The sequence below is a fragment of the Actinoplanes sp. NPDC049802 genome (genome assembly GCF_040656595.1).
Lineage (GTDB): Bacteria > Actinomycetota > Actinomycetes > Mycobacteriales > Micromonosporaceae > Actinoplanes.
This window is the reverse complement of sequence record NZ_JBFAMR010000062.1, coordinates 34401-52436: the sequence shown is the minus strand read 5'-3', so window position 1 is coordinate 52436 and position 18036 is coordinate 34401. Positions and strand designations below refer to the sequence as shown.

At 70.5% G+C, this 18036-nt stretch carries 9 protein-coding genes; 5 read left to right on the top strand and 4 right to left on the bottom strand.

Features of this window, described 5'->3' with window-relative positions; translation table 11 throughout:
- Positions 1 to 89 precede the first annotated feature (89 nt).
- Positions 90 to 1145, bottom strand: coding sequence for an LCP family protein (locus tag AB0I88_RS31540; RefSeq protein WP_361032869.1), 1056 nt, complete (start codon positions 1143 to 1145; stop codon positions 90 to 92).
- A gap of 374 nt (positions 1146 to 1519) precedes the next feature.
- On the opposite strand from AB0I88_RS31540, the gene AB0I88_RS31535 reads away from it, so the two are divergent.
- A complete protein-coding gene (locus AB0I88_RS31535; protein WP_361032866.1) occupies positions 1520 to 2764 on the top strand; it encodes a family 16 glycosylhydrolase in 1245 nt (414 codons plus the stop codon).
- A gap of 45 nt (positions 2765 to 2809) precedes the next feature.
- Here AB0I88_RS31535 and AB0I88_RS31530 read toward each other — a convergent pair whose 3' ends face one another.
- On the bottom strand, positions 2810 to 4438 hold the full coding sequence (locus AB0I88_RS31530; protein WP_361032863.1) for a hypothetical protein: 1629 nt from the start codon (positions 4436 to 4438) through the stop codon (positions 2810 to 2812).
- Positions 4439 to 4612: 174 nt separating this feature from the next.
- On the opposite strand from AB0I88_RS31530, the gene AB0I88_RS31525 reads away from it, so the two are divergent.
- From AB0I88_RS31525 to AB0I88_RS31510, 4 genes are all read left to right on the top strand, one after another.
- Complete coding sequence (locus AB0I88_RS31525; RefSeq protein WP_361032860.1) at positions 4613 to 5161, top strand: hypothetical protein; 549 nt, start codon at positions 4613 to 4615, stop codon at positions 5159 to 5161.
- Positions 5162 to 5321: 160 nt separating this feature from the next.
- Complete coding sequence (locus tag AB0I88_RS31520) at positions 5322 to 7187, top strand: site-specific DNA-methyltransferase (protein WP_361032857.1); 1866 nt, start codon at positions 5322 to 5324, stop codon at positions 7185 to 7187.
- 3 nt (positions 7188 to 7190) lie between these two features.
- On the top strand, positions 7191 to 9464 hold the full coding sequence (locus AB0I88_RS31515) for a DEAD/DEAH box helicase family protein (RefSeq protein ID WP_361032854.1): 2274 nt from the start codon (positions 7191 to 7193) through the stop codon (positions 9462 to 9464).
- 272 nt (positions 9465 to 9736) lie between these two features.
- Positions 9737 to 10399 (top strand): biliverdin-producing heme oxygenase, encoded by a 663-nt coding sequence (locus AB0I88_RS31510; protein ID WP_361032851.1) that lies wholly within the window; start codon positions 9737 to 9739, stop codon positions 10397 to 10399.
- Positions 10400 to 10487: 88 nt separating this feature from the next.
- Here AB0I88_RS31510 and AB0I88_RS31505 read toward each other — a convergent pair whose 3' ends face one another.
- Positions 10488 to 14231: a DUF4132 domain-containing protein gene (locus AB0I88_RS31505; protein ID WP_361032849.1), complete on the bottom strand. Its 3744-nt coding sequence runs from the start codon at positions 14229 to 14231 to the stop codon at positions 10488 to 10490.
- A gap of 220 nt (positions 14232 to 14451) precedes the next feature.
- Positions 14452 to 18030 (bottom strand): DUF4132 domain-containing protein, encoded by a 3579-nt coding sequence (locus AB0I88_RS31500; RefSeq protein ID WP_361032846.1) that lies wholly within the window; start codon positions 18028 to 18030, stop codon positions 14452 to 14454.
- Between the last annotated feature and the right edge of the window lie 6 nt (positions 18031 to 18036).

The window sequence follows — 18036 nt, the reverse complement described above, 5'->3', positions numbered from 1 at the left end:
GGCGTCGAACGCCGGCGAGGCGGCGGCGAGGACCGTACGACGAACGGGGCGGCCTCCGCAGAGGCCGCCCCGTTCGTCGTACGTCAGTGTCAGCTGTCCTTGTTCACCAGACTCGGGTTGTCGAGCAGGAACTGCGCTACCCGGTCGTCCTTGACCGCCTGGAAGAACGCGTCGGCCGTGGCCGCCGGGCGGAACTCCTCGCCCAGGTAGTCGCCGTCCGACGCGTACTTCCCGCCGCCGGGCAGCTTGATCGTGGTCATGTCGTCGACGTTCAGTCCCTTGAGCGCGACCGCCCACTCGATCGGGCTGTTGCCGCCGCCCGCGAAGGTCAGCGACTCGCCGGCCGCGTCCAGGATCTTCGTCATCTTGTTGACGTCGGTGATGACGTCCTTGCTCATCGCCTCTTTGGCCATGGCCTTGATGAACTGCTGCTGGTGCCGCTGCCGGTCGTAGTCGGTCATCGGGACGCCGGCGTAGGGGTAGCGCTGCCGCACGTAGTCGAGCGCCTGCCACGGCTGGAGCCGGACCGGTTTGGTGCTCTTCTTGTAGTACGCCTGCGGCCCGATGTACGGATGCGGGCAGTCACTGGTGACCGGGCACCTCGAACTGCGCGGGCGCGGCTTGCCGTCGGGCGCCAGGTGCTCCGACTTCACGTCCATGTCGATGACCATGGAGACGCCGCCGAGCGCCTCGACCATCTTCTTGAAGCCGCCGAAGTTGATGATCGCCGCGGCGTCGAACTCCTCGATGCCGGTGTAGTTGCGCACCGTCTTGGAGAGCAGCTGGAAGCCGTTCCTCACGTTGATCTTGCCGTTGACCTGGCTGCCCAGCGCCATCGCTGAGTTGATCTTCCCGGTGTGCGCCCGGACGCCGGACTTTGCGTCGGCCGGGATGTCCACGTACAGGTCACGGGGCATGGAGAACAGGTAGGCCGTGCTCATGTCCGCGGGGATGTGCGCGATCAGGATCGAGTCGGACAGCGGCGGCGTGGTCGACTTCCGCGGGTCGATGCCGACCAGCAGGATCGTCAGCGGGCCCTTGATCTCCTTGTCGCCCGAATCGGCCCGGGCCGCCCCGTTCTCCAGCAGGGAGTCGTCGGTGATGCCGCCGGTGTACTTGGCGACCAGGGCCTGGCCGGTGACCATTGCCCCTCCGCTGACGACCATGAGCGCACAGCCGACACCGGCACTGAGCCGCGCCCACAGAGGCGTGCGGCGCTTCGCGGACTTAGGCAACCCTGTCTCCAACCTCGATGCGGGCGATGCGGCGGGTGACACCTTATCTGAGAAGGTCCACGGTCCGACTCGGTCGAAGGTTCATCGTGTCGGCTGAGCGTTTCCTGTTATCCGGGGTTCCGGAACCCGTCTCCAAATGGGGTTTGTTCACGACGGTGGAGACCATGTCCGCAACCTCCGCTGGCGGGGCTCCAGGTAGGTCGTGAACAAACCCCATTGACCGATGACAGTCGAACTTTAAAGACTGTTATGAATAACGGTTCCCTCTCCCCCGGAGGATCCCCATGCGGAAACTACGAGCACTGCTCGGCGCGGCGACCGTCGCGCTCACCCTCGCCGGAGCCCTGACCATCTCCTCCCGCGACGACACCGCGGACGCCGCGATCGGCCCCGTGACCTGGTCGGACGAGTTCAACGGCGCGGCCGGCGCGGCCATCGACGGCTCGCGGTGGAACTTCGACGTCGGCGGTGGCGGCTTCGGCAACAGCGAACTGCAGTACTACACCAACTCCACGAACAACGTGCGCCAGGACGGCCAGGGCCACCTGGCGATCACCGCACGCAAGGAGAACCCGGCCAACTATCAGTGCTGGTACGGCACCTGTCAGTACACGTCGGGCCGGATCCTCACGTCCGGAAAGTTCACGCAGCGGTACGGCCGGTTCGAGGCCGGTATCAAGGTCCCGAAGGGACAGGGCATCTGGCCGGCGTTCTGGATGCTCGGCGACAACATGGGCAGCGTCGGCTGGCCGCAGTCCGGCGAGATCGACATCATGGAGAACGTCGGCAAGGAGCCGAACAAGCTCTACGGCACCATCCACGGGCCCGGCTACTCCGGCGGCAGCTCGATCGGTGGCAGCCGCACACTGGGCGCGCCGCTCGGCGACGCGTTCCACTCGTACGCGGTCGAATGGTCCCCGAACCTGATCGTCTGGTACCTGGACGGCAGTGAGTACTTCCGCGTCACCCCGGCCTCGCTCGGCGGCCGCCAGTGGGTCTTCGACCACCCGTTCTTCATGATCCTGAACGTGGCGGTCGGCGGAACCTGGCCGGGCAGCCCGGACGCCACCACCTCGTTCCCGCAGACCATGCTCGTCGACTACGTGCGCGTCTCCGCCTGGAACGAGTCGACCACCCCGCCGGCCACCGGAAACGCGCTGAAGAGCAACTTCAACGGCCGCTGCATCGACATCCCCGGCGCCAACGCCGTCGACGGCGCGCGGCTGCAGATGTACGACTGCAACGGCTCCGCCGCCCAGAAGTGGACCTTCAACAGCGACGGCACCCTGCGCGCCATGGGCAAGTGCATGGACCCGGCCGGCGGCGCGCTGGCCAACGGCACCCCGATCCAGCTCGTCACCTGCAACGGCAACCCGGTGCAGCGGTTCACCCTGTCGGCCGCCGGTGACCTGGTGAACGTCTCGGCGAACCGGTGCGTCGACATCACCGGCTGGAACAACGCCAACGGCGCCCCGCTCCAGCTCTGGGACTGCGGCGGCACCGCCAACCAGAAGTGGACCAAGGCCTGACCCACGCGCGGCGGGAGACCGGAACGCCGGTCTCCCGCCGCCGGGTCAGAGTCGCCCGGCGCGGTTACGGTCCAGGCGGCGCCGCAGCAGGGTCTGCCGGGCGTCGGTCAGGGTGGACAGCACCGCGTCGTCCAGCCCGTCCACCGCCTTGGCCAGCCGCCGATCCGTCTCCTCGACGAGCAGGCTGTCCTTGTCGGGGTCGGTGGACCGCGCGATACCGTCCAAACTGTCCAGCGCGTCGGCCAGCTCGTCGGCGACGAAGACACGCAGCCGGGCGACCTCGCTCGGCACCAGCTCCAGAACGCCGCCGCCGAAACTGCGGCCCTCGATCTCGGCGCTCAGGATGGTCAGCGAGTTGTGGAACGACGCCGCCACGGCACGGCCCCTTCCCGCGTACGCCGGAGCGAGACGGCCCTGGTAGATAGTGTCGGTGGTGAGCGCCGCGACCGAGTTCAGCACGACGCGGGGAAACCGGTGCGACCGTTTGGACAGCAGCAGGTCGGCGGGCGCGACCACGGGGACGCGATACCACGGCGTACGGATCCGGCATTTGTACCGCTCGTGCAGCCCGTCCCGTTCGCCGCGGGCCAGGTAGTCGAGGGCGCGCGGCGTCGGTCGCGGGGCGGTCGCCGCGAAGTCCAGCAGGTGGCCCTTGCCGCCACCCCGGCGGATCCGGTCGTGGTCGCGCCGGGTGAAGACCAGGCCGGGGGCGTTCCGGATCCGTGGCAGCAGCGGCCGGGCCCAGCGGGCCAGCCCGTACTCCTCGATGGTCGCGTCGTCGACGGAGAAGAAGTCGTTCGCGCCGGTCACGATGGTGACGCCGAACCGCACCGCGCTGCCCAGCCGGACGCAGCCCGGCAGATCCGACGCCGTGGCATACGCCTCCACCTGCGCCGGGGTCAGCAGGAACGCGGTCCAGGTGGGCGCACCCGGCCGGACCGTGTGACGCCAGGCCGGCCGGTCCGCGACGTGGTCGAAGACGCACAGCTCCGACCGGCCGCCCGGATTGTCGCGCCGGATTCCACTGAGGACCACCACCTCCTGGAGCACGCTCGGGAAGGAACCCGGCGGGAAGAGGTCGATCCGCAGCTCGGTCGCATGGTGGAGCAGCCGGTCCCGGACCATCGAGGCGGAGACCCCGGTCAGGAACTCGGCGGGCAGGATGAAGGCGAACGCGCCACCGTCACGCAGGCAGTCGATCGCCTTGAGCAGGATCGGGATCCACAGGTTGGACACCCCGGCCAGGGGAACACCGAGCCGCGCCGCGAGATGCTCCGCCTTGCGCCGTTCCGCGCCGTCGACGAACTGGAACCGCACATACGGCGGATTCCCCACCACGGCGTCGAACCGCGGCCCGGCCGGCACGTCCTCGTCCAGGAAGCTGCCGTGCCGTACCCGCACGTGATCGCCGAGGACTGTGGCGGCATCCCGGCACGCGGCCGCCTCCGGCTCCAGGATCTCCACGGCGAGCAGCTCGCCGACCCGGTCGCCGAGCGGATGGCCGGCGATGCCGCGCAGGAACGCCCCGTCGCCGGCGCTCGGCTCCAGGACCCGCAGCGAGCCCGAGCCGCCCAGCAGCGCGGCGATCCGGTCCAGACAGACCCGGACCAGGCCGGGTGGGGAGTAGAAGCCGCCCCGCAACTTGTCGGCGGAGACCTCACCGGCCGATTTCACTGGCCGCCCCAGACTTCGGCCACGGATGGAACATCGGCTGGCAGGCCGCCCGGCGCGGCTCCTCGATCACGCGATCGATGATACGGCCGTGCGCGAACCGTAAGCCGTCACCGTCCGTAAGATGCCTTGGGTCGCCGATCGGTGGCCGTACCCGGGGCGGCGGAGGGAAGCACTGTGACGGCATCGCTGGCCGAGCGGCGACAGGCCGGTCTGACCGCGCTCTACCTTGGCGTCTTCGCGATGATCTGGTTCAGCGTGCCGGACAACCAGCCGCCTCTGGGCAGTTACCTCATGGTGGGCAGCCTGCTCGCGATCCTGGTGGCCGGCATCGGCGCGCTGCTGGTGTTGCGGGTCCACCGGGCGGGCCCGGTGGAGCGGAACGCGGTCACCGACCGCAGATATCTGGCCGTTCTCGCCGGGGAGCTGGCGGCGGCCGGGTTCGGGGCCGTGCTGCTCGCCGTCACCCACCGGTCCGAGTTCATCGTGGTGCTGGTCGGCGCGATCGTCGGCCTGCACTTCCTGCCGCTCGCGCCGCTGCTGAGGGATCCCGCCCTGCGGGTGATCGGCGGCGCGGTGTGCCTGGCCGCGCTGGCCGGTCTGATCACCGGGCTGATGTCGGACGTGCCGCCGGCCCGGGTGACCGCCTCCGGGATCGGGGTGCTGCTCCTCGGCTACGCCATCGGAGCGCTGATCCGGATCTTCGTGGGACGGCCCGGCCGGTGAGACCGGGCCGCCTCCAAGATCAACCGATGGCGTACGCCCGGAGGACGGTCACCTCGGTGTAGCCGCCGTTGGGGCAGGTGTGGTGCTTTTGTCCCTCGCGTACCGAAATTGGTTTTGTAAGGTCCGGTTTCTGCCGATCGGGCGGTAGGCTCCGGGTCCTGTGGACAGCCTGAGGCGGGACGGTGTGGACCCGGCGGCGCGCGACGCCGCCCGGCTCGCCGAGTTGTTTCCCATGGCCGTCACCGAGGTGCTCGGCGCGGACGGTGAGCCGGTCCGGGCCATCGACTTCGATCAGCTGCGGCGATGGCTCGGCGACCATGTGGTCGAGGGCGAACGGGAGCGTTACCGGCTGGACTGGCCCGGCAAACGGCGGGCGCAACGCGAAGCGCGTGCACCGGCATCCGGAACGTTGCGTCCGTCCAGGTCGGAGTCGGTGGATTTCGACACCACCGGCCATCTGTTCATTGAGGGCGACAACCTCGACGTGCTGCGGCTGCTGCAGGAGCCGTTCCTCGGGCGGATCAAGCTGATCTACATCGACCCGCCCTACAACACCGGCAACGACTTCATCTACGACGACGACTTCTCACAGACCCGGGCCGGCTACCTGGCCGGATCCGGGCAGATCGGCGCGGGCGGTGTGCCGCTGGTCGTCAACCCCGAGTGGGGCGGCCGCTTCCACTCGAACTGGCTGACCATGATGTACCCGCGACTGGCCCTGGCCCGCAACCTGCTGGCCGACGACGGGGTCGTGTTCATCTCGATCGACGACCACGAGATCGACAACCTCAAGAAGATCGGCACGGAGATCTTCGGCGAGCAGAACTTCGTCGCGCAGATCATCTGGCAGAAGGTGTACGCCCCGAAGAACTCGGCCCGCTGGTTCTCCTCCGACCACGACTACATCCTGGTCTTCGCCCGGAACCGGGAACGCTGGCGGCCCCGCCCGCTGGCCCGGACCGCCGCGATGGAGGCCCGCTACCGCAACCTCGACGACGACCCGCGCGGCCCGTGGAAGGCCGAGAACATGTCGGCCCGCAACCGGTACGACGCCGGCGTCTACCCGATCACCACACCGTCCGGCCGGGTCATCGACGGGCCGCCCCGGGGCAGCTACTGGCGCATCTCCAAGCAGCGGTTCGACGAGCTGGACGCGGACGGGCGGATCTGGTGGGGCGTGGACGGCGACAACGCGCCCGCGGTCAAACGGTTCCTCTCCGAGGTGTCGGCCGGGCGGACCCCGCAGACCCTGTGGCCGTACGACGAGGTCGGCCACACCCAGGACGCGAAACGGGCACTGCTGCGCCACGTCCCCTTCGAGCACACCGCGAACGTCCTCAACTCGGTCAAGCCGGTCGAGCTGATCCGGCGCATCCTGCAACTGGCCGGCGACCCGGGCGACGGCGACATCGTCCTCGACTTCTTCAGCGGCAGCGCCACCACCGCCCACGCCGTCCTGGAGCAGAACCTGGCGGACGGCGGAAACCGGCGGTTCATCAGCGTGCAGATCCCGGAGCCGCTGCCGGTCGCCGAGTCCGGACTCCGGTCGATCTTCGAGATCGGCCTGACCCGGGTACGCAACGTGGCCGCCGAGATCCGTGCCCGGAACCCGGCGGCGGCGCTCGACCTCGGGTTCCGGGTGCTGCGGTGGGACTCGTCCAACCTCACCGACGCCCGGGTACCGCCGGAGACCCTCGAACAGGCCGGCCTCGGCGCGCACGCGGACCGGGTCAAACCCGGGCGCAGCGGGGAGGACCTGCTTTTTCAGGTGCTGCTGGAGTGGGGTCTCGACCCGGCCACACCGATCACCGTGATGCCGGCCGACGGTCACGAGATCCTGATCGCCGGTGACCTGGCCGCCTGCTTCGACGCCACGGTCAGCCCGGCCGTGGTGCGGGCGGTGGCCGGGCGGCGGCCCCGGTGGGCGTGCTTCCGGGACTCGGCGTTCGCCCGTGACGCCGACCGGATCAACGCCGAGCAGGTGTTCGCCGAGGTGTCGCCGGCCACCCACGTGAAGGTTCTGTGAGCGGTGCGGCTCCAGTTCAAGGTGCAGGCGTACCAGACCGAGGCGGTGGCGGCCGTGGCCGACTGCTTCGCCGGGCAGCCGCGACGTGATCCGGGCAGCCGCAACGCGCCGCTGGAACTGGGACCGGCGGGGCTGCTCGCGAACATCCGGGCCGTTCAGGAACGGGCCGGGCTGCCGCTGTCCACGGCGCTCGCGAGCAGCGACTCGGCGCCGGAGGGCACCCCGAATCTGGACGTCGAGATGGAGACCGGCACCGGCAAGACGTACGTCTACATCAAGACGATCATGGAGTTGAACCGGCGGTACGGCTGGACGAAGTTCATCGTGGTGGTGCCCGGCGTGGCGATCCGTGAAGGGGTGCGCAGGTCGTTCGAGGTCACGGCGGGGCACTTCCAGCAGGCGTACGGGACTCGGCCGCGGCATTTCGTGTACGACTCCACCGACCTGCACGAACTGGAACGGTTCCGGGACGGCGCCGGGGTGCAGGTCATGATCATCAACATTCAGGCGTTCAACTCGGCGGCCCGCGACAACCGGCGCATCTACGAGGAGCTGGACGGATTCCAGTCGCGGCGGCCGATCGACGTGATCAGCGCGGCCCGGCCGGTCGTGATCATCGACGAGCCGCAGCGGATCGGCGGGGCCCGTGCGCTCGCGTCGCTGAGCCGGTTCGATCCGCTCATGGTGCTCCGCTACTCGGCCACCCATCGGGTCACGCACGATCTGGTGCACCGGCTGGACGCGCGGGAGGCGTACCGGGAGAGGCTGGTCAAGAAGATCACCGTGATCGGCGTCGAGACGCCCGCGTCGGCGCCGGTCACCGCGAAACGGCGGGTGCAGATCCGCGAGGTGATCCGGGCCCACCTCGACAAGGAGCGGGAACTGCACACCCGCGGGATCAAGGTGCTGTCCCTGCTCTTCATCGACCAGGTCAGCCGGTACCGGGACTACTCGGTCGACGACGAGCTGGGGGAATACGCCCGGATCTTCGTCGAGGAGTACCGGAACCTGGTCGCCGCCGAGACCGACGACGGCTACCGGCGTCACCTCGCCGGCATCCCGGTCGAGCGGACCCATCAGGGCTACTTCGCGATCGACCGGCGGACCCGGCGGCTGGTCGACCCGGCGTCCTCCGACGTCGACGCCTACCACCTGATCCTCCGGGACCGGGAGCGGCTGCTGTCGCCGGAGGAGCCGGTGCGGTTCATCTTCTCCCACTCCGCGCTGCGCGAGGGGTGGGACAACCCCAACGTCTTCGTCATGGGCATGCTCAAGAGCAGCGACAACACGGTGTCCCGCCGGCAGGAGGTGGGGCGGGGGCTGCGGCTCGCCGTCGACCGCAACGGTGCGCGGATGGACGATCCGGCCATCGTGCACGAGATCAACGAACTGACCGTGGTGACCGACGAGTCCTATGCGTCCTTCGTGGCCGGATTGCAGAAGGAGACCGGATTCGGGGTGGTGGCCGACGGGCGGCGGCTCACCCGGTTGTCCCGCAACGCCAACTTCGACCGGCCGGAATTCCGGGCCGCGGTGGAGAGGATCAACCGGCGGGCGGTCTACCGGGTCGATTTCGACTCCGCCGAGCTGATCACCCGGTGTGTGGCCGCGCTCGACGCCCACCTGGTCGTCGAACCCCTGAGGATCGTCGTGGAGAAGGACGGCGAAAGAAGGGCATACCAGGTCGACGGCGGGCCGAGGGATCTTCTCGGCGAGATCGCTGGGCGTACCCGGCTCACCCGGCGGACGATCGCGGCGATCCTGGCACGGGTGGCCGCCGGCACCTTCGCCCGGTACCGCGACGACCCGGCACGCTTCGCGGTCGTCGCCGCCGACCTGATGAACCGGGTGAAGTCCGGCCTGGTGGTGGAGAACCTGAGCTACGACATCCTCCCCGGCCGCCCCGAGATCTTCACCGAGATCCGTCCCCGGATCGACCTCGCCGGAGCCGGCCCCAAGCTGGCCAAGAACGTCTACGACCACGCCACCACCGACGCCGCCCTGGTCCGCCACCTGGAGGCCCGAGCGGACGTGCTCGTCTACGCGAGGCTTCCCGGTGACTACGTCGTCCCCACTCCCGCCGGCGACTACCACCCCGGCTGGCTGATGGTCCTCGGCGACGGATGCATGGTGATCGCGGCGGGCGGCGACGACGACCCGGCGCGGATCGAATGCGCCCGGCGGTTCTTCGCCGCCCTGGGCGTGCCGTTCAGCGTCGGCGTCTGGGAACCGGCCGGGGATTCCGCAACAACCCCCGGCCGGCCCGCCTCATCGTAAGGAGCGACATGGTCCTCCGGGACGTTCCGGCCACGGTTCTTCCCGCCGCCCCCGGCCGACCGGCCCGGATCGGTGCCACTCGACCCGGGCGTCTTGTTCCGCGGATTCCGATTCGTCCGTCGCGGGTTGTCCCGCAAGCGGCCGAAGAACGGCCCGAGAGGCTGGACCCGACCGCCACTGAATGGAGATGATCGAGACGACATCGGAGTCGTGTCGCGTACCCATGCCTGCTTCCGCGCCGCAGTTTCGATGATCAGGAAGGACGAGCCGAGATGACCGACTTCTCCACCCGCCTCCGCCGCGCCACCATGGTCGAGCACCGTGAAGCCGAAACCCGCAGCTTCATCTCCCGCCTGATGGCCGGCTCCGTGCCGATGGCCGGTTACGCCGCCTTGACCGCCCAATACCTGACCATCTACCGCGAATTGGAAGCCGCCGCCGACCGGATGCGCGCCACCTCAGCGGTCGCGGGGTTCGCCGACCCCGCCCTGACCCGGGTGCCGTCGCTGGAGGCGGATCTGGCCCACCTGTACGGCCCGGACTGGCCGTCGGCCGTCACCGTCCTCGACTCCACCCGCCGCTACGCCGACCGCCTCCGCACGTACGCGGCCACCTCGCCCACCCACTTCATCGCCCACCACTACGTCCGCTACCTGGGCGACCTCAGCGGCGGCCAGATGATCGGCCGCACCCTGGCCAACCGCTACGGCCTCGACGACGCCGGAACGTCGTTCTACCGCTTCGAGCGGATCCCCGACCCGCGCGCCTACAAGATCGCCTACCGGGCGAGGCTCGACGCCCTCGCCCTGCCCGAGGAGCAGGCCGAGATCACGATCGCCGAAGCCCAGCTGGCCTTCCGCTGCAACGCCGAGGTCTTCGTCGAGCTGGGCGCCCACTACCCGGAGAACCCGGAGGACCTGGCACCCGCCGCCTGACAGCCGGCCGGGCCCTCGAAAGCTGGGTCGTGTCGCGCGTGGGAGCGAGACGCGCTCCCACGCGACAGAACCCGGACCCGGAAGCCCGTCACGGCCTGGTCAGCTCCTCCAGGTCGCGGAGGATCTCGGAGGCGGCGACCGGATCGAGGGCACCGAGCGGGACACGGCCGTCCGGGCGCCGGCCATGACCTCTGCCGTCGTGCAGGAACACACTGGTCAGCTTCTGCTCCGAATCGAGGTCCGGGTAGCCGATGGCGATGCCCGGCTCGATCTCCACGGCGATCTCCCGGCCCGGCTCCAGCCGGAACTCCATCCGGCCCTGCACGCCCGCGTCCCGTGGAGTCTCGCGCCGCCAGCCGCGGCGCTCCAGGCTCAGCAGGCGGGTCGTCGGCACCATGACGCCCTCGAAACGAGACAGCACACTCACCGCACGCTCGTGTTCCGCCAGAGTGAAGACCGGCCGCCCCAACTGCGGGAACGGCTGGAGGATCTCGTAGTCGGCGAACACCTCCGCCCAGGCCGCGACCTGGTCACCCAGGTGCACCGGATGGGCGAGCCCCACCACCGCGTCGTCCGGCAGCGCCGTCTCCTCGTCGTCCACCGTGGACGCGGTACGGTCCTCGGCGACGCGGAACGCGGTGACCGTGTCGCCGTCGAAACGAGCCCAGACCAGGCGGCGGACGATGTGCCAGAGCAGCGGATGACCGACCAGGAAGACGCGGAACTCCGCGCCGGACCAGCGGCGGTTGCCGACCATCGCCTGCTCCAGATGACGGACCTGATCGGCGGCGACGGTACGGACGTCCTTCTTCAAGACGGCGAACCGCTGATAGGCCGCCGCCGCCCGCACCGCGTCGTCACGGACACCGGGCTTGGGCAGCGCCGCGAGCCGCTTGCCACCGGAATCGGCGACGAACGGCCGGAGCAGCTCGTCGAAGCCGACCACGAACCGCCGGGGACCGTAGTCGAGGACCAGGCTGCCGTCCGCCTCCAGGCCGAAATCGGGCACCAGACGGTCGGCCAGCTGCTCGGCGCTCAGCCCGAGCCGAATCGCGACCCGCTCGATCATCTGCCCGGCGGCGTTCTTCAAACCGGTGAACTTCGACCGCTGGGCGATGCTGTGCAGGTGCATGAGCGCCACATCGGTGCCGATCGACGCCAGCACGCCCAGCCCGGCGACAGCCCTGTTGTGCCCGCTCTCCCCAGGCCACACCAGGATCAGCGGGGTGAGCCGGCGGACCGTGTCGTCGTCGCCGAGCAGCCCCAGCGCGTCGAGCGCCCAGGTCTCCCGGTACGCCGCGCCGGCCGCCCGCCACTGCTCGAAAAGGCTCCACCCGAAAGCGGCGAGACTCGACGGCTCGCAGGCCTCCCGAACCGACTCCCAACCCGGGTAAGCCGTGCCGGGCGGCGACATCGCCAGCAGCACCACCAGGTTGATCACCGCCTCGTCGGGCAGCGCGCCCGAACCGTCACGCAGCAGCACCGGGTCGAGCAGGGCCGGCGACGCCCACGCCGGAGCGTCCGGCACCGGAACCGGCTCGACGGCCGCGGGATCGGTGTCCAGCAGAACGCCGATCGCGGCGACGGCGTCCGCCCCGTACCCCTCGGCGGCTTTCCGCACCGTCTCGGCGTGACCCTCGGCAGCCAGCGCGAGCAACGCGGCCTCGGACTGTCGCCGAGCCTTGCCGATCTTGCCGAGAGCCGGCGGGATCAACGCCCGGGACGCCTCGGCCGGATGCCGGAGCAGCCACTCCATCGCCTCCGGGCGAAGACTCTTGAGGCGGCTCAGACAATCCGCCATCAGCACGGCGATCCGCGGTGACGAGAACGGCATCAGCATCGGCGCCATCTCCTCCATCGACCGCCGGGCCAGCCGGACGATCGACGGCAGCGCCGCCACCTCGAAACGGGCGGCCATCGGCATGAGGCAGCGGCCGTTCGGCTCGACGGCGACCCACTCGGCCAACGTGGTGCGGGCGATCTCCTCGGGCTGATCGCGGAAGAACAGGCCAACCAGGCGCATCGGCAGCCGGTTGGCGAGCAGGGCCAGACGCTGATGCTGCGGCTCCCACTGCGAGTCATCGCCGTCGAACCGGTGGATCGGGGTGTCGGCCCACCGCTCGCGCTCACCCGGCAGCCAGCTCACGGTAGCCGGATCGTCGCAGGTCAGGCCCGGGATGATGACCGGTTCGGGGTGCTCGGGGACATGCCGCCACGGCGGATCGGCGAGCACCGGAGGCACCGCGGACAGCGGCGCGACACGGATCGAGCTCCTCTCGGCGAGGATCTGCTCGATCCGGTCGGCCGCCTCGGCGCTCAGCCGGGGCGCGACCCGCTCGGCCAGGTGAGGGTGTTTCAGCAGGTGGGCGCGGAGCAGATCGGCCACCACCGGCCGGTCGGCGCCTTCGGCGAACAACCGCAGAGTACGCGCGGGAAAGCGCCCGGCATGCTCCAGCAGCGCCGCGGCGACATGCCGGCTGCCGATGCGATCTATCAGCCCCTGTGTGACCGTGTCGTCGGGGAGCGGGGTCAGCAGGCCGAGCAGACGGCGATGGTCCTCGGTGTTGCCGGCGGCGTCGAACAGGTCGAACAGCACCGGCGCGACGGCCGGGCCGACACCGTCGATCAGCGTGGTGAGTAGCGGCATCGAGTTGAGCAGCAGATTGGTGTGCACCGCCTTGAGCAGCGCCCGCGCCTCCTCGACGGTGTTCGCCGCGGTGGTCAGCAGGGCCGCGAGGTAGCCGTCGTGGCAGCTGACCGTGCAGTACCGCAGATCCTCCTCGAACCAGTCCCGCCGCTCGGGCACGAGCACCGTGGTGGCGGCCCGGGCATACGGGTTCGCCTCCCGGTACGGCCGCAGCGCCGCCACGACCTCCGCATGGTCCTCCGCGGAGACCGAGGCGAGCGCGTGCCGCACCCGCAACAGGATCTGCATGCCCCGGTCCACCATCCAGGCAGGCTTCGTCTCGTCGGGACGGCGGTGCCGCACCCCGCGCCTCATGTCGGTGACCGTCTGATACGCCGGGGCGTCGTCCTCCGTGACGGTCAGCGCCATCAGGGTGACCGCCGCCTCCGCGGCGAACCGCGGCCCGTGCCCGGCCAACCAGGCGTCGGCCCAGGGCGCGGCCGAGTCGCCCGCATCCCACCAGCCGGATTTGGCGATGGCCGCCACCGCCGCGGCCCCCAGTGGCCGGGCGTCGGCCGAACCGTCCATCCACTCCCGCGCTGCCAGCCGGGTCGTCTCGGCCGTGGTCGGAGCGTTCAGAATCCGCTCCACCAGGCCCAGATCCCGGGCGATGTCCGTTTTGACGGTGGCGCGAGCCCTTGCTGCGGGCGTGAACCGGCTCACCCCGGCACTGCCCCGGCGCGCCGCCCGATACCGCCCCCAGGCCTGCGGGAACACGAACGTGTCCTCATCGGCCACGGCGGAATCACCCGCCTCGGCGGCTTCACCGACCCCGCTGATCTCCCCGACCCCACCGAGCTCAGTGACCCCACCGATTTCGCCGACCCCAGCGGCGTCGCCAGGGCCGGCGGTGTCGCCCGCCGTGCCGGCGGAGATCGCGGCTTCGATCAGGATCTGCCCCTCAACGGACGCTTGATCGGTGGCGGCGCCCGGGGTGCGGGCGATGGTTTCGGCATACCCCTTACGGAGCTTTTCGCTGATCAGCTTGGTCTCGTGAGCCGCCGCGGCCTGCTCGTCGGCCAGTGTCTTCACGCTTGTCTGGCCCCTGGCTCCGACCCGTCCGAACCGGACGGTGACGTCGCAGCCGTCCCGCTCGATCTCCCAGAATTTCGCCGACGTGCCCGCGACGAACTCGAAGCTCCGCATGGCGCGAACACTAACGGCAGGGTCCGACAAATCGCGGGCCCACCAGCGGCGGCCCCGCGATCATCAGTGAGCGGCGATCCCGGCCCGGTGGCGGGCCGGCGATCGCCAAGAGGAGGCGACGTCGGGCCCGCGATCGTCAGTAAACGGTGATCGCGGACCGAGCGGCGGCCCGCGATGGTCAGCAAGCGGTGATCGCGGGCCGAGCGGCGGCCCGCGATCGTCAGGAGGCGAGATCGGTCAGGTCACGCAGGATCTCGGACGCGACGACCGGGTCGAGGCGGCCGAGGCTGAGGTGGCCTTCGGCACGCCACCGGTTCGCCGTGCCGTCGTGCAGGTAGACCTGCTCCAGCTCCTGGTCGGGGAAGACGTCGAGCGCGCCGATCGCGATGCCCGGATCGAGGTCGACGACCATCTCCAGGCCGGGGCCGATGACGAACTCGATGCACCCCTGCACACCCGCGTCCTGTGGGGCCTCCCGCCGCCAGCCGCGCCGCTCCAACCCGAGCACCTTGGTGGTCGGCACCTTGAGTTTCTCGAACCGGGTCAGCCTGCTGACCGTGCGTTCCTCCTCGGTGAGGGCGAACACCGGTCGTTCGAGCTGCTGGAACGGCTGGAGGATCTCGTAGTCGGCGAACACCTCGCCCCAGGCCGCCACGTCGTCGCCCAGGTGCAGCGGATGTGCCAGCCCGACCACGGCGTCGTCGGCAAGCGTCGTCTCCTCGTCGTCCACGGTGGAGAGCGAGCGGTCCTCGGCGACCCGGAACGACCCGGTCGGCACACCGTCGGTGTCGACGGTCATCCAGATCAGGCGGCGCACGATGTGCCAGATCAGCGGGTGCTCGACGAAGAGCCGCCGGAAGTCGGCGCCGCTCCACCGCCGGTTCGTGACCATGGCACGTTCCAGACGGCGGACCTGGTCGGCCGCGATCGTCCGGACGTCCTTTCTCAGGGCGGCGAACCGCTGGTACGCCGCCGGCGCCAGCTCCGCGTCGTCGCGCGCCCCCGGCTTGGGCAGGGCCTTGAGGCGCTTGCCGTCGGCATCCGCCACGAACGGCCGCAGCTGCTCGTCGAAACCCACCGTGAACTGGCGGGGGCCGTAGTCGAGCCGCAGGCTGCCGTCCGCGTCCAGTCCGAGGTCGGGGACGAGCCGGTCGGCCAGTTGCTCGGCGGTGAGACCGAGCCCGGCCGCCACCTCGTCCATCTTCTGCCGGGCGGCGGTCTTGAGCCCGGTGAACTTGGCCCGCTGGGCGATGCCGTGCAGGTGCATGAGGGCCACGTCGCTGCCGATCACGGCGAGCACCTGCAGGCCGGTGACCGCCTTGGCGTGCCCGCCGTCGCCGGGCCAGGCCAGGATCAGCGGGGCGAGCCGGCGGACCGTCTCGTCGTCGCCGAGCAGGCCGAGCGCGTCGAGTGCCCAGTTCTCCTTCGAGAGGGCACCGGACGCCTGCCACTGTGCGAAGACGCTCCAGGCGAACGCCGCCAGGCTTTCCGGCTCGCACGCGTCCCGGATCCGGTCGATCGCGGGGTACGGCGAGTCGAGGCGGGACATCGCCAGGACGGTGACCAGGTTGGTCACCGCTGCGGCGGGCAGTGATCCGGCGCCGTCGCGCAGCAGCACCGGCCGGAGCAGACTCGGGTCGGCCCAGGCCGGTGCCGGGGGGACCTTCGTGGTGACGAGACTGAGCGGATCGGTGGCGAGCAGCGTCTCGATCGCGGCGGCGGCCTCCGCCCCATACTCTCGGGCGGCCGCGCGCACCGTCTCGGTGTGACCGTGCGTGTGCAGGGTGAGCAGCGCGTTCTCCGCCTGTTGCCGGGCCTTGCCGGCCTTGCCGAGAGCCGGTGGGATCAGCGCGCGGGCGGCTGCGGTCGGGTGCCGCCGCAGCCACTCCAGCGCCTCGGCCCGGACGCTCTTGAGCCGGGCCAGCCAGTCGGCCGCCAGGACGGCGATCTCCGGGGAGCGGAACGGCCGCATCAGCGGCGCCATCTCGCTCGGTGCCCGCCGGGCCAGCCGCACCAGCAGCGGCAGCGCGTCGATGCCGTGGCGGGCGGCGACGGGCCGCATGTACGTCCCCGTGGACCAGGTGTCGGCCGGGTCCCAGGCGGCCATCGCTCGCCGGGCGGTCTCCTGCGGCGCGTCGAGGAACAGTATGGCCGCCTCACGGGCGGTCAGGTGCGCGGTGTCGGTCTGGCGCGCGTAGCTCTCCCACTCGCGAGCCCCACCGTACCGATGGATCTCGGTTTTGGCCCAGCGCTCCCGCTCGCCCTCCGGCCAGTCGAGGGCGGCCGGGTCGTCGCAGCTCAAGCCGGTGATGATGATCGGATTGACCGGTTTCGTGGCGCGTTTCCACGGCGGGTCGGCGAGTACCGGCGGGACGGCGGAGAGCGGTGCGGGCGGGACGGCGGTGGCCTCGTCGGCGAGGATCCGCGCGATGTGGTCGGCCGCCTCGGGGCTCAGCCGCGACTCGATCCCGGCCGTGAGGTCGCGGTGTTTCAGCAGGTGGGCGCGGAGCAGGTGGGCCACCTCACGCTTGCCGGCGGCCTCGGCGAGCAGTCGCAGTGCCTGTGCCGGGTAGCGGTCGGCGTGCTCCAGCAGGGCCGGCGCCACGTATTTCGTGTCGACCCGGTCGATCAGGCCCCGGGTGACGTCGTCGCCGGGCAGCACGACCAGCACCGACAGCAGGCGGTGGCGTGTCTCGGCGTCGGTGTAGCCGGTGTCGAACCAGTGGAACAGCGCCGGCGCGGCGGCCGGGCCGACCCCGTCGACCAGGGTGGAGAGCATGTGCAGCGAGCTGGTCATGGTGTAGTCGGACGCTTGGGGGAGCAGCGTCGCCACGTCCGCCGGGGTGCTCGCGGCGGTGAACAGCAGAGCCGCGAGGTATCCGTCGAAGGCGGCGACGGCGGCGGCCGCGTCCTCCTCGAACCAGGTGCGCTCGTCCGGGAACAGGACGGAGGTCGCCGTGCGGGCGTAGGGGTGGTTCCGCCGGGACGGTTCGACAGCGGCTTTGACCTGTGCGAACTCCTCGTCGGAGCAGCCGGCGAGGGCCTGCCGGACCCGCAGCAGGATGAGCATCGGCGCGTCGGGCACCCCGGTGTGGTTCACGTCGCCGGGCGCCTTGAAGCACACACCGATCTTGTCGGTGTTCGCCGCGCCGGGTGGCACGAACGTGTCCTTGATCGTCAACGCCATCAGGTTGATCGCGGCCTCGGCGGCGAACCGCAACCCGTGCTCGGCGATCCACATGTCGGCGTAGAGGTGGGCCCAGTCGGTGGTGTCCCACCGGCTCAGCTGACTGATCGCCGGCACGCCCGCGGCGCCGAGCGGGGTGGCCGCGGACGTCCCGTCGAGCCAGGCCCGTGTCTCGGCCTTGATCGAATCGGGGGTGCTCGGCGAGCTCAGGAATTGCCGGATGCGGGCCTGGGAGCGGCCGATGTCGCCGTCCACCGCGGCCCGAGCCTTCGGGGACGGCACGAACCGGCTCACTCCGGCGCTGCCCCGGCGGGCGGAACGGTGCCGGTACCAGGTGGCGGGGAAGACGAACGTGTCCTCGTCGGGAGCGGCGGGAGCCGGTGGTTCGTCCTCGGCGGCCGGGGACGGGTTCACCTCCACATATCCCTTACGGAGCTTTTCGTTGATCAGCTTGGTCTCGTGAGCCACCGCGGCGGGCTCGTCGGCCAGCGTCTTGACGCTGGTCTGACCTGCTGTGCCGACCCGTCCGAACCGGACGGTGACATCGCAGCCGTCCCGCTCGATCTCCCAGAATTTCGCCGACGTGCCCGCGACGAACTCGAAGCTCCGCATGGCGCG

Excerpts from the sequence above, each read along its gene's own strand:
- AB0I88_RS31540 (WP_361032869.1), bottom strand. The coding sequence starts at position 1,145 with ATGGTCACCGGCCAGGCCCTGGTCGCCAAGTACACCGGCGGCATCACC.
- AB0I88_RS31535 (WP_361032866.1), top strand. The coding sequence starts at position 1,520 with ATGCGGAAACTACGAGCACTGCTCGGCGCGGCGACCGTCGCGCTCACC.
- AB0I88_RS31510 (WP_361032851.1), top strand. The coding sequence starts at position 9,737 with ATGACCGACTTCTCCACCCGCCTCCGCCGCGCCACCATGGTCGAGCAC.
- AB0I88_RS31505 (WP_361032849.1), bottom strand. The coding sequence starts at position 14,231 with ATGCGGAGCTTCGAGTTCGTCGCGGGCACGTCGGCGAAATTCTGGGAG.
- AB0I88_RS31500 (WP_361032846.1), bottom strand. The coding sequence starts at position 18,030 with ATGCGGAGCTTCGAGTTCGTCGCGGGCACGTCGGCGAAATTCTGGGAG.